This is a genomic window from Mesorhizobium calcicola (genome assembly GCF_042682105.1).
GTDB classification, from domain to species: Bacteria; Pseudomonadota; Alphaproteobacteria; order Rhizobiales; family Rhizobiaceae; genus Mesorhizobium; species Mesorhizobium calcicola.
Window position 1 is genome coordinate 38,545 of the sequence record NZ_JBHUGY010000057.1, and the last position, 12,320, is coordinate 50,864.

Sequence of the window (12,320 nt, forward strand, 5' to 3'; positions counted from 1 at the left end):
GGGTGGTCCGGGTCCAAGACGTATGACGAGCAAGGATATAAGGTTTGCTTATGCCCTTGTGCCGTCTTCGCTCAGAACGGCGGAACAGGCCGCACGGATTTGCTTGCGCATCGTCTCATCAGCCCGCGAAAGAGCCCGTGTGCGCGAGGTCAGCAGCGCGATCGGAAATTCCGGCCCCGCCGCGAGCGGCCTGACGGCAAGCCCGGCAAACTGTTGCCACGGCAGCAGCGCGTCGACGAGGCCGATACCCAGACCGGCCTGGACGAAGCCGACCGCGGAGATGGACACGTCGATCTCGAGCGACGGCGAAAGCGTCGCACCCTGCGCGCGGGCCGCATGGGCCAACTCGTCGGCGGGACGGGTGTTTCCGCGATAGGATATCAATTCCTCGCCGACGAGATCGGCGAGCGTCAGCTCGGTTTTTCTGGCCAACGCATGCCCGGCGGGGAGCAGGCATGAGAAGCCGACGTTGCCGATCACTTCCGCCTCGATATCGGGAGGCAGACGGTCGTCCATGGCCACGCCGAGGCTGACATCGCCGGCGCGCAGCATGTCGATGATCGCGGCGATCGGCGCCATATGCGAACGCAGCAAAATATTGGGATGCTGCGCCCGGAATCCGGTGAACGCGCGCGGCAATATCGCCATGGCCGGCGGCGGCGAGGCCGCGACCCGGACCAGCCCAGTTCGGCCCAGACGCAGGTCGGTGGTCTTGCGGCGCAGGCCCTCCAGCCCCGCCGACAGCCTCTCGGCATCGGCGAAGATCTCGAGCGCTTCCGGGGTCGGCCGCAGCCGGCCCTTCACCCGCTCGAACAGCGTGAAGCCGAGTTCGTCCTCGGTGTGGAGCAGGATCTGGCTCAAAGCGGGCTGGGAAATGTTCAGCATCCGCGCAGCGGCGGTGACGGTGCCCGCCCGCATGACGGCGATGAACACTTCGAGCTGCCGGGCCCGCATTGCCACTCCATAGGTAAAGCTTATGGTTCTTGTCCAAACCCATCTTTGACGCAATGGCGCGGCACGGACAAGATCGGCCCAGAGCAATTCCAGGAAAAGTGCGCAGCGGTTTTCCGTCCGGAATTGCATAAAAACAAATGCTTAGAGCGGGTCAGCCATTCTATCAAAGGCTGAACCGCTTCAGAAAAGGTTACTTTTCGCAAGAGGCCGCTATGGATGTGATCGTGCTGGGCGGCGGACTGATGGGGACGGCCTCGGCCTATTTCCTCGCCAGGCGCGGGGCACGCGTGACGCTAGTCGAGCGCAATCGGATCGGCGCCGGTGCAACCATCGCCTCCTTCGGCAATATCCGGCGCACGGGGCGTCATCCGTCTCAGCTTCCGTTGGCCCATCGCTCGCTCAAGCTGTGGGGCGAAGCCGAAAGACTGCTTGGCCACGACGTAGAATTTCGCGCCACTGGTCATATCAGGTTGATCTTCGATGAAGGCGGTCTCGCCGACATGCGGGCCTATGCCGAGGCAGCGCGCCCTTGGGGGCTTGACTTGGAAGAACTCGGCCCATGCGAGATACGTGCCCGCTTTCCCGGCCTCGGTCCCGAAGCGGTCGCGGCGTCGTTCTCTCCGCAAGATGGCAGCGGCAATCCGCGGCTGATCGTCCCTGCCTTTGCTGCGGCTGCCCGCAAGCTCGGCGCGGAAATCATCGAGGGAGCCGAGGTCGACAAGATCACCTACACGGGCTCCGGTTTCCTTGTCGCCAGTTCAAAAGGTACATTCGCCGCCGGCTGCCTGCTCAACACGGCCGGAGCCTGGGGCGCGCGCATCGCCGCGCAGTTCGGCGAAGAGGTTCCGCTCGACGCCCGCGGCCCGCAGATGGGCGTGACCGAGCCGCTGCCGCATCGGATCCTGCCCGTGGTGGGCATCTGGACGCGCGACAAGGACTACGGCGCCTATCTGCGTCAGGTTGAGCGGGGCAACATCGTCTTCGGCGGCGCGGCCGAAAGGGTGCCGGTGGACCTCGATCCCGGCCATGCGATCGCCGACCCCATGCGCCTACCGACGCAGTTGCGCGCGGTCGCGCGGCTGCTGCCGGCAATCGCGCAGGTCGCGCTCATCCGCACCTGGTCCGGCTGCGAGGGCTACGTGCGCGACATGCTGCCGGTCATGGGACGCTCGGCGACGACGCCAGGCCTGTTCCACGCCTTCGGCTTCAGCGGACACGGTTTCCAGCTTGGTCCGGGTGTGGGCGACGCGATGGCCGAACTCATCACGACCGGTCGCTGCGAAACACCGCTCGATGATTTCAGGATCGATCGTTTCGGCCGTGCGGCTTGTTCGTACAGAGACGAATCGGGGCCTCACCGGAACGGTTCCAACGCCTTACGGGAGAAGTTGATTTAAATTGATCGGCTCAGCGGCATTCTTGCATTCGGACTGATCTGTTAACCAACTTCGCTCCCGCTCGCGATGACAGGTTCAGACCCTTGTGCACGCTATTCTATGCCAGAGCACTCTTGCCCTTTGAAGCGGCTTTACATCATCCCCAGGTGGGCGCAGATCAGATCTGCAGAGTCAGAGATGGTGAGAACGCCAAGCTCAGCGGAAGAAGATTGGGATGCGACAGCAATTGCACGGCAGCGCAAATCGCCGCCGACAACCATGTCATGTCGTCAATTACCCTCTACTCCCACTCGATTGTTTCAGCCCGTAACCGGGGCAGATTTCCGGGCGATCAGGCTGGAGCGGCTTGGCTGACGAGATCGGGAAGCGGCAGAACGGCGGTTTGTGTGGGGATACCAAGGCGGTCGCCGAGGTAGGCGAAGAAGGAGACGCCGAGCTTGGTGCAGGTCTTCATCAGGCCGAGCAGGACATCGCGGGCATCTCTGCCTGCGTCACTGACGGTCCCGCCGGAGATCTTGCGTTTGATAACGACGGCGCGAATGTCATTTTCCGAACCGTTGGTGTGGAGTGGGATCTCGGGGCGATCGAGAACGCGCAGGAGTTCATGCTTGCGGCGGTGAAGCCGGGTGAGCAGCCTGTCGAGCATGACGTAGCCGGTTCGTCGTTTGAACAGGCGGTCGAAGCGGGCACGCAAGGCCGCCGCGCGGCGCGGACAAGGTGACCGCTGATAGCTCTTCAGGTCGTGATAGAACCACCAGATCAACTGGCGCATGACGTCAACGGCCTGGCGCTGGTCTGGCGTCATCGGCACCAATTTGTGGACGAGCCGCTCGGCGTGGACCCAACACAGAGCATGGTCGGCGATGCGGAACTGGCCGGCGTCATCGGAGACGATAACGGCGTCGGCAAGAAAGCCATGATGGCGGATCGCCCCCCACATCGCCCCCTCAGTGGCAATCTTGACCGGGTTCGGCTCAACCGCAAGCTGGTCGAGGCCCAGTGCTGCCAGATGCGCCTGCCAGGCGGCGCTGTCGGCAAACACCTTTTGCGGGAAAGCCGCCAGCCGGTCGATCACCGGACCAGCGAGGTTGCGGCCGCGCATATAGGCCAACGCCTCGTCATTGATGACGTAATCGCCGTGCCCGGCGCGCAGCGTTACCAGGAACGCCCCCCGTGACTTCGATCGCCCGGTGCGGAACGCGGTGAAGCGGTCATCGCCGATCTGAGCGGTGTAGCCGTCCTGGTTGGCGTGGCGCGCCGACGTATCATCGACCGTGATCCAGCGCGCCGTGGCAAGTCCGGTGCGCAACACGTCACGATCCTCTGCAACGAAGACCTCGAGGCCCTCCGAAATCAGCCGCACCACCTGACGCTTCGAGATGTCGACGCCAATGCCCGTCAAGAGTGCGGTTAATCGCTCCGTCGTCACTTGGCCCTGAAAATGGCAGGCCAGGATGAAGCGGCGCAGGTTCGCGCCCCAGCCGCCGACAATCCCCGACGGCAGTGGCGCCACGATCGTCTCGCCGCTGGGGGTCACCCAGCGTTCGCGCCGGTAGCGCACCACCTCGGCCGACAACACCAGATCGCGCACCAGGATCGTCTCATACCCCTTGAAGCGGGAGCCCGCAGGGGAGCTCACCGCAACCGTCACCTCGCGGCTCACACGAGCGCTGTCGCGCTTGGCGCCGCGCCGCCGACGCTTGCCCTTGGCCGCTTTCGCCCCCGTCGCCTTCTCCATCCCCGACGGTTTGGACGGCTTGATTGGCGGCCGCGGAGGCAGGTCCTTCAGACGCTTAATCTCGTCCTTCAGGCTCTGGTTGTCGGCGCGCAGCGCCTGGTTCTCCATCTGCAGGCTCTCGACCTGTCCGTGAAGACCCCGCACTTCGCCGAGCAGCGTCCCAACCAGCCCGCGGAGTTCCGCCAGCGACAGGCCTTCAAGCGAATCATTCGGCGGCAGAGTCACGCAAAGGGTGAATCACAAACCCGCCCCCCTGCAAACCCCACCTCCGCCCGGAAATCTGCCCCGGTTACTTTCAGCCCATGATAACCGGTTGATTTCGCAAAGCATTTTATTCTCGTTCAACACAGATACCGTCGAACATACCGCCAATAATTTGAGCTTTTGATTTCATTGACAAATTATCGCTGGTCAGGAATTCCGCGCTTTCGCGGACTATCGATAGGACCGGTGGATTTTTCTTCTTGTAGAGGCGGAGCAGGTCCGGTCGCGCAGCACTCAAAAATACCGTCGTCTTTGAGATCGAGCAGGTGCTTCGCCACAGGCGCCCCAATCGCTGGCCCACGCGACGAGTTGGGATGAGTGCCCCCTGACATGACGCGGGATCGCTTGTACGGCGCCTTATGGCGGTTTGTGCCATCGTTAGCGTGCGAGGGCCGACGGCACCCACGGTGCGGTCTTTGCGATCTCGGTGCGTTCCCAACTCGCGATCGATGCGCCAGCCTGGCAGCGCTATTCCGGCAGCCCCGCCTTTCGCAAACCTTCTGAAAGCAGAGCCATATCGGCCGCACGGCTAGTTGAAACGACGTCGGCGAGATTGGAAATTCGTTGGCTAGGATCTAGGGCGAGAATTCAGCTCACCACCTTTTGCGCATCCTCGATTCGGCCGGCGTGAGCATAGCTTGCAGCCGCAAAGCGCAACGACCCCAAAAAGTCCGGCTTTTCCCGCAACGACCTTTCAGCCCAAGATGATGCCTCCTCAAATCGACCAGCGAAGAGATGAGCCACTGCAACCGCATTCTGCATATCGAACATGAGCGGGTCGACTGGGCTCATGCGTATCGCAGTCGCAAGGTGCTGGAGTGAGTTTCCGTATCGCCGAGGTCGGCTCTGACCCAGCCGCTGAATAGCCACGCAGTGGCCAGGTTCGGATTGAGTGCAAGCGCACGATCAATGAACGCTGCCCCGCCATTGTTGTCGCCCACGACGAAGGCGAGCGCGCTCCCGCCGCGTGCGAGCGCAACCGCGTCATCCCTGCCCAAAGCCACTGCCTTCAGAGCCAGGCGTTCCGTCTCGGCGGTTTCTTGCTTGCGATCCGTCATCCAACCGTTCGCCTTGCGTATGACGGCACACCAGGCGGCCATGCCGTATGCCGAGGCAAATTCAGGGTCGAGTTCGATGGCTTTGTAAAACAACTGGAGGGCGTTTGCGGTGGATTCCCTGGTCAACTGGTGGAGGCTTGCTATCCCGCGCAGATAGTAGTCGTAAGCGTCAAGGTGCTCGGTCGGCTTGCGCTTGGCCCGCTCGATCTCTGCCTCTTCCAGCTTCGGAGCGATCGCTCCGACGACGCTCCTGGTCACTTCCTCCTGCAGGTCAAAAACATCCTCCAGCCCGCCGTCGAAACGGTCGGCCCATAGATGTGCACCCGTTGTCGCATCGATAAGCTGCCCGGTGATGCGCACCTGCTAGCCGCCTTACGCACGCTCCCTTCAAGCACGTAGCGCACACCAAGCTCGCGTCCGACCTGCTTAATGTCCACTGCCCGGCCCTTGTAGGTAAAGCTCGAGTTGCGCGCGATGACGAACAGCCAGCGCGTCCGGGACAGCGCGGTGATGATCTCCTCCACCATGCCATCAGCGAAGTAGCCCTGCTCGGGGTCGCCACTTAGGTTGTCGAATGGCAAGACCGCGATGGACGGTTTTTCGGGAAGCGTCAGCGTATCCCTTGTCGAGAATGCCGAAGTGGGTTTTGCTCGACTGACCCGATAGGCGCGCACCGCCGCCACGATGTTGTGGACCTGATGGCTACCGAGGTCGGTGTAGGCATAGTCTAGTTTGTCTTTGACCTGCTCGTAGACGTTGCTCGCGACGCAGACGCTGCCAGGTTCTGCAAGCTTCTCGATCCGCGCGGCGATGTTCACGCCATCACCGTAGATCGTATCGTCCTCTGCAATCACGTCGCCCAAATTCACGCCCATGCGGAAAGTCATGCGCTTGTCTTCGGGCAAACTTGCATTGTGAGCGGCCAATCCCTCCTGGGCTTCGACCGCACACTGCACCGCGTGGACTGCGCTGGCGAATTCGACAAGAAGGCTGTCACCAGCGGAACCGACGATGCGTCCGTGCGACTCTGTGATCTTGGGCTCGATCACTTCGGCGCGAAGCCTCTTCAGCCGTGCGAGCGTGCCAACCTCGTCGGCTCCCATGAGGCGGCTGTAGCCGACGACGTCGGCAGCAAGGATTGCGGTGAGGCGTCGCTCCATGCTTGTATCCTGCCTCTTCCATAGGTCGAAGCTCCGGGCGGCGAGCGTATTCTAGTCCTACCTCGAATGCGAGCGTGCAGTGCCGGCGCCAGCAGCGATCAACTCACCACGTCCCTTTGACCATTCCTCACATGGCGTGGTTTATGGTCCGATCGCGGGTGCTGCCGAAGGGCTACTTTGGGGTCAAAGCTGCCGCGACCCGAAAATAGCAAACCACAGCCCCTGGTTCGGGCCTGCTGGGACCAGCCTATTTGTACGCCGCAGTACGCCATAGCCCTCTGTGGGGCCGAACGGGATTTACTTCCGAAGCAACGACCTATCTGATCAGGCAAACGGTCAGGAAAGAGCACAGGAACGGTCGAAAGAGCAAGAGGGCTGCCGAACGTCGCTACTGACGCCGTGCCCCTCACTCCCACTCGATTGTTCAGACATCATATAACCCGTTGAAATTGCTGCCAAATATTTTTTGCAATCACGAAAAGTCCGACGCCAGAGCCGTCAAAAAATTGCGTTTTTGATTTTAAAGGGAAATTCGCCACAAAAAATATTTTGAGGTTTCACCAACTATCGGGACCAATCGGGCGATTTTTTGCACTTTGCGGCGTTCGACGGCGCGCCCTAGCCGTCTCGAAAAGTACCGTCACCGCTCCAACTAGGGCATTTTTTCGTTGCAAAATCAATGGCCATGGTAGGCCCGGAGGGACGTCGTCTTTTCAACAAAAACAATCAGTTAGCGAGTGGTTCGCCAAACCGTATCCTCTTCGTATGTTCTCGTATGGTCTGGCGACCCAAAGAAGAGACCTGACTAGTGCAGACCACATCTGCTCCGCAGGGAACGGACGCTAATTGTCATACGCCAAAGGACCAATTCCGAGACAAGTCGAGACCCAGCTTTCAATGGGAGAACGAGTTAGGGGAACTATCCCCTGACGCAGCTCCGACCACTTTGATAGCATGAGCGACCGTTGCGCCTTCGCCGTCTTATGCGGACTTCCGCATGAGAGGCTCGGCAGGAAACCCCATTTTTCATAGAAAGGGACCATGTCCTGCAGGCAGTAAAGCTCTCGGTTCTTAGCGTTGACGATTGCTGGATCGTTCAACACGGTCGCCATCAACAAGGCGCCTAGCCGCAACGACGCAATGGCAAAAACCCTGGTGCCAGATGCTTAGGGCCGTGTGAGAGCGTGAGCCAAGGCCGCTTCGAGCCTGAAAACCGTGAGGGCGATGTCACTCCGATGCGGTCGGGCAGACAAAGCCGTCCGACCAAATGGAAGAAGACCGGCGCGAGGTGCCCCTGCGGACGAGGTACTGACCTTCGGTCTCAGGTTGCCTGAAGCAATCAGGCGGCCTTGCGTTCCTTCAAAGCCTTCTCAAAGGCATCCTTGATCGGCTTGGACACGTCCTCAGTAGCTCTCATCATCACAGCCTGGAAGCCCTTGGCCTCCTCGGCGGACTTTTCGATCTGTTTGCACAGGAAAGCGGTCTGCAGTTCAAAGAACTCGGCGGGCGACTTCACGGCAACCAGTGCTTCGAGGTGCGCGAAGCCGGCTTCGGCATTGGCTCGCAGAGCGGCAATCGTCTTCAGGGACACCTCGTTGCTGGTGGTCTTGGCCATTTCAAAGGTCGACTCAAAAGCCTTTTGAGCCGTTTCGGCGTCCGAACTCAATTTGGAAAATGCTTCCGTCGACTGCTCAACGCCCCGTTCGGTGACAGCGCGAACTTGCTCGGCAGCCTTGGACGGGTCGAAGGTAGGGAATTCGACGTTTTCGATCGTTTCGGTCTTGCCGGTGATCTTGGACATTTTTCCATCCTTTTCCAGCGGCGGCCTCAAAACAAAGCCGTCTCCTTCATGTACGAAATCGTCGCAACGGATTTATGAAGCCGACATGAATTTGCGCGCGGGCTGCGCCCGGTGCTGCGCGAATAGGGTTCAGTATGGGCATGATCACTGAGCCGGGGATTCCTTGGCGCCGCGCGACTCCGAATGTCCCGTTGCGACCCGTTTGACCACGCTCATGCAATTCGCAGCCACGGTCCGCTTCGGGTCGCAGAGCGGACCTAACCGATGCGCGTTCGGAACAGATCGAGCGTTTTCATCGTGGCCGGCTGCCTTGATGGCGGGAAATTGAAGTGTGCATGCTACCCAAGCTGGCAACGAATGACGTGGCCGGACGTTTGGGCACAAGCGATGTCGAGAACCTGAAGGCGCACTAGCCAGGCAGAAGGTATTCCGAGGCTGGTGGACCTGAAGATTTCCCGCTTCTCGGCCGTACAGGCGATTGGATCGCCAGGGAGAAGGAAATGGCTGAAGGTCATACCAAATTAAACAGGCCGGATCTGGCTCAGGGCATCGCGTTCTCCGATCTTCCCGATGGCGGAAAGCTGATGGGCTATTGCGGCGATGAACAGGTGCTTCTGGTGCGCCGTGGGGCCGAGGTCTTTGCCATCGGGGCGACTTGCACACACTACGGCGGACCGCTCGTCGACGGTCTTGTGGTGGGGGATACCGTTCGGTGCCCGTGGCATCACGCGTGCTTCGATTTGCGTACAGGCGAAGCCTTGCGTGCCCCCGCCTTCAATCAACTCGCTTGCTGGTCGGTGGAACTGCGCGATGATCGGATATTCGTGGGAGAGAAGCGAAAACGGACTGTATCGAAACTGCGCGTTGGAGGCTCTGGCCAGGTTCCCGAGAAAATCGTCATTGTCGGCGGCGGCGCGGCCGGTTTCGCAGCGGCCGAAAGATTGCGGCGCGAACATTATCAAGGCAGCATCGTCATGTTCAGCAACGACGAAGCGCCGCCCGTTGATCGGCCCAATCTCTCCAAAGACTACCTCGCCGGCAAAGCACCGGAGGAATGGATTCCGCTCCGCAGCGAAAGCTTCTATTCGAAGAACGATATCGACCTGCGTCTCAATGCGAACGTCGCCAGCATCGACGCGCGTTCTGGCGAGGTTGTACTCGCAGACGGCGCCCGGACCCCTTACGACAGGCTACTCCTTGCGACCGGAGCCGAACCGGTTCGCCTGACCATACCCGGCGCCAACCAGCCACACGTTCACACGCTGCGATCGTTCGCAGATTGCAAGGCGATCATCGAGCGAGCCACGACTGCCCGCAGCGCCATCGTGCTTGGCGCCAGTTTCATTGGCTTGGAAGTTGCCGCGGCCCTGCGCTCGCGCGATATCGACGTTCATGTCGTAGCGCCAGGCAAACGGCCCATGGAGCGCGTCCTGGGTCCGCAAATGGGCGACTTCATTCGCGCCCTCCATGAGGAGAATGGTGTCGTATTCCATCTCGAGGACACTGCGATCAGCATCGACGGCAGGAAGGTGAAACTCAGTAGTGGCGATACGTTGACGGCGGATTTCGTCGTCGCCGGCATCGGCGTGCGGCCGCGGATCGGGCTCGCCGAAAAGGCTGGGTTTGGCCTCGATCGTGGTGTCGTGGTGAACGCTTTTCTGGAGACAAACGCGCCCGGGATCTTCGCGGCAGGGGACATTGCGCGGTGGCCCAATCCCCACAGTGGTGAAAACATTCGGGTCGAGCATTGGGTGGTTGCAGAGAGACAGGGGCAAACCGCAGCACTCAACATGCTCGGACAGCGCGAGAAGTACGCCGCCGCCCCGTTCTTCTGGAGCCAGCACTACGACATCCCAATCAATTATGTCGGTCATGCCGAGCGATGGGACGAGATCGCGGTCGATGGTGACATTGCCGCCAAGGATTGTCTCGTGCGTTTCAAACACAAGGGACGCACACTGGCTGTCGCTTCGATTTTCCGAGACATCGAGAGCCTAACGGCCGAGGTGGAAATGGAGCGGCAAATGACTGCTGTTTCAAGGATGTGACCGTCGCCTCGACATTCCAATCGACCAGCACCAGCACAGGCTCCGCACCCGGCGCGTCATCGGCGGGCTTGACGAAGTGTAGGTTCGTCACGGCGCCGGGAAATGTCAGCTCGATCCAGCGCCAGCCGCCATCGCCCATCGGCTGATCGGCTGCAACCTGGCAGGCGAGATGGTCGGCATAGAACGCCTTGGCGCGGTCCTGGTCGAACACCGGCAGCTCGGCAAACTGGATGTGCATGATTGTCTCTCCTGCTCTTTGATGGCTGCGGCGCAGCCGTCCCCAGGGTGAAAGACGATACGGGCGGCCAAAAAGATTCGTCGGGTGCGAGAATCTTTTTGGCACCACGAAACGTCTTTGTGTGCAGGTCAACCATTCAGGACACGGACGATGGGCTACACACTCATTCGCTACAGCGTGAAGGGCGCCGAGCTGGACGCGAACCGCGCGCTGGTGACAAAGGTGTTCGAGGCGCTGGGTGAGGCTTCGCCACCGGCAGTGCGCTATCTCGTGCTCGAACAGGACGACGGCGAGTTCATCCACATCGTCAGCCAGGACAAAGATAGCTCCGCGATCACCGGACTCGCGGCCTTCAAGGCATTCAGCGCGGATCATGCGGAGCGGCGGTCGGCGCCGGTCGTCAGATCGTCCGCCAAAGCCGTCGGCAATTACCGTATGCTGGCCGCCACCGAGTAGACCTGTCATTTGCAGGCAACCGCTTAAGAGAATGGACGCCATGAGCACACAGAAACTCGACCGGCCGGCGCTGGAGGCGATGCTGACCGGGCTGCGGCCGAAACTGCACCGCTACTGCGCCCGCATGGCCGGCTCGGTGATCGACGGCGAAGACATCGTGCAGGAGACGCTGTTAAAGGCGCTGCAGGCGCTCGATGGCAATGCCGCGGTCGAGCGGCCCGAGTAATGGCTGTTTCGCATCGCCCACAATGCCGCGCAGGATCATCTACGCCGGCGCAATCGGGAGAGATTGCGCATCAAAGAGGCCGATATGAGTACGATCGAGGATCCCTCCGGCAGCGCCGACGCGAGGCTCGCCGCCGCGACCGGCCTGCGCAGCTTCATGCAGCTTTCGGTTGCGCCGCGCAGCGCTGTGATCCTCGTCGACGTGCTCGGCCTCAGCTTGCACGAGACCTGCGAGGTGTCAGGTGCGACGCTGGCCGCGACCAAGGCGGCGCTGCATCGCGGGCGGGCGCAACTGAAACTGCTGGCATCGGCACCAGATCAGGCGGTCGTGCCGCGGCTCGATGTCGACGACGAGCGGCGCCTGCGCCGCTATGTTGATCTGTTCAACGCACGCGACTTCGACGCAGTGCGGGCGCTGATCGCCGAGGATATCCAGCTCGAAGTCGTCAACCGCACCCGCATGCGCGGCAAGGCTCAGGTTTCCAACTATTTCGGCAATTACTACCGCGTGCGCGACTGGGCGCTGTCGCTCGGCTTTGTCGACGGCAGGTCGGCCATCCTGATCCGCGACCCGCAGGCGCCGGAAAGCGGCGTGCGTGGCTTCATGCTGGTCGAGTGGCTTGAAGAGCGGGTCATCCAGATCCGCGATTTCCGCTACGCGCCCCATTGTCTCATCGACGCGGAAGTCCGCTCGATTGACGATTGAGCGGAACGTCAGGCGGAGAGCACAGGCCTGGCAAGTACCTGTCGCTGCTAAGCGCGGCACGGAGCTTGCTTTGGATTGCGCCGCGCCTTGACGATCAGATGCGCGACGCGATAGGCAAGCGTATTGGTCTTGCCGGAACCCGCACCCGCGATGACGAGCGCGGCCCGGCGATCCATCCTTCACCGTGCTTGAGCTTAAGGGTGGTGCGGCGGATCATCTGGAAAGATGAGGACTGAGGAGGGCGCTCTCGGCCCGCCCGTGTCGATGAATTTGCG

8 protein-coding genes and 2 pseudogenes are annotated in these 12,320 nt (G+C 61.2%); 5 read left to right on the forward strand and 5 right to left on the reverse strand.

Annotated features, from left to right (window positions below):
* Positions 1–48 precede the first annotated feature (48 nt).
* Positions 49–954 carry a LysR family transcriptional regulator gene (locus ACFSQT_RS31445; protein WP_379025447.1) on the reverse strand — a complete coding sequence of 302 codons (906 nt, stop codon included), beginning with the start codon at positions 952–954 and terminating at the stop codon, positions 49–51.
* A 212-nt stretch (positions 955–1,166) separates the two neighbouring features.
* On the opposite strand from ACFSQT_RS31445, the gene ACFSQT_RS31450 reads away from it, so the two are divergent.
* Positions 1,167–2,351, forward strand: a complete 1,185-nt coding sequence (locus tag ACFSQT_RS31450; RefSeq protein ID WP_379025449.1) for an NAD(P)/FAD-dependent oxidoreductase — start codon at positions 1,167–1,169, stop codon at positions 2,349–2,351.
* A gap of 331 nt (positions 2,352–2,682) precedes the next feature.
* On the opposite strand, the gene ACFSQT_RS31455 is transcribed toward ACFSQT_RS31450, so the two are convergent.
* The 3 genes and pseudogenes from ACFSQT_RS31455 to ACFSQT_RS31465 form a co-directional block, all read right to left on the reverse strand.
* Positions 2,683–4,314 carry an IS66 family transposase gene (locus ACFSQT_RS31455; protein ID WP_379019611.1) on the reverse strand — a complete coding sequence of 544 codons (1,632 nt, stop codon included), beginning with the start codon at positions 4,312–4,314 and terminating at the stop codon, positions 2,683–2,685.
* 507 nt (positions 4,315–4,821) lie between these two features.
* Positions 4,822–6,571 (reverse strand): annotated as a pseudogene (locus ACFSQT_RS31460) (adenylate/guanylate cyclase domain-containing protein).
* 1,339 nt (positions 6,572–7,910) lie between these two features.
* On the reverse strand, positions 7,911–8,372 hold the full coding sequence (locus ACFSQT_RS31465; RefSeq protein WP_379025451.1) for a phasin: 462 nt from the start codon (positions 8,370–8,372) through the stop codon (positions 7,911–7,913).
* 500 nt (positions 8,373–8,872) lie between these two features.
* Between ACFSQT_RS31465 and ACFSQT_RS31470 the strand changes: the two genes are divergently transcribed.
* The 4 genes from ACFSQT_RS31470 (at position 8,873) to ACFSQT_RS31485 (ending at position 12,045) form a co-directional block, all read left to right on the forward strand.
* Positions 8,873–10,420 carry an FAD-dependent oxidoreductase gene (locus tag ACFSQT_RS31470; protein ID WP_379025453.1) on the forward strand — a complete coding sequence of 516 codons (1,548 nt, stop codon included), beginning with the start codon at positions 8,873–8,875 and terminating at the stop codon, positions 10,418–10,420.
* Between the two features lie 388 nt (positions 10,421–10,808).
* Positions 10,809–11,114, forward strand: coding sequence for a hypothetical protein (locus ACFSQT_RS31475; protein ID WP_379025455.1), 306 nt, complete (start codon positions 10,809–10,811; stop codon positions 11,112–11,114).
* Positions 11,115–11,154: 40 nt separating this feature from the next.
* Positions 11,155–11,340, forward strand: coding sequence for a sigma factor (locus ACFSQT_RS31480; protein WP_379025457.1), 186 nt, complete (start codon positions 11,155–11,157; stop codon positions 11,338–11,340).
* Positions 11,341–11,424: 84 nt separating this feature from the next.
* The gene (locus ACFSQT_RS31485; RefSeq protein ID WP_379025459.1) at positions 11,425–12,045 is read left to right on the forward strand and encodes a nuclear transport factor 2 family protein; all 621 of its coding nucleotides are present in this window, start codon (positions 11,425–11,427) and stop codon (positions 12,043–12,045) included.
* 86 nt (positions 12,046–12,131) lie between these two features.
* Here ACFSQT_RS31485 and ACFSQT_RS31490 read toward each other — a convergent pair.
* Positions 12,132–12,262: pseudogene (locus ACFSQT_RS31490) on the reverse strand (UvrD-helicase domain-containing protein); the annotation flags it as partial.
* Positions 12,263–12,320 lie beyond the last annotated feature (58 nt).

Bases quoted from the DNA above. Each gene is read 5' to 3' on its own strand.
- ACFSQT_RS31445 (WP_379025447.1), bottom strand. From the start codon at position 954: ATGCGGGCCCGGCAGCTCGAAGTGTTCATCGCCGTCATGCGGGCGGGC.
- ACFSQT_RS31450 (WP_379025449.1), top strand. From the start codon at position 1,167: ATGGATGTGATCGTGCTGGGCGGCGGACTGATGGGGACGGCCTCGGCC.
- ACFSQT_RS31465 (WP_379025451.1), bottom strand. From the start codon at position 8,372: ATGTCCAAGATCACCGGCAAGACCGAAACGATCGAAAACGTCGAATTC.
- ACFSQT_RS31470 (WP_379025453.1), top strand. From the start codon at position 8,873: ATGGCTGAAGGTCATACCAAATTAAACAGGCCGGATCTGGCTCAGGGC.
- ACFSQT_RS31475 (WP_379025455.1), top strand. From the start codon at position 10,809: ATGGGCTACACACTCATTCGCTACAGCGTGAAGGGCGCCGAGCTGGAC.
- ACFSQT_RS31480 (WP_379025457.1), top strand. From the start codon at position 11,155: ATGAGCACACAGAAACTCGACCGGCCGGCGCTGGAGGCGATGCTGACC.
- ACFSQT_RS31485 (WP_379025459.1), top strand. From the start codon at position 11,425: ATGAGTACGATCGAGGATCCCTCCGGCAGCGCCGACGCGAGGCTCGCC.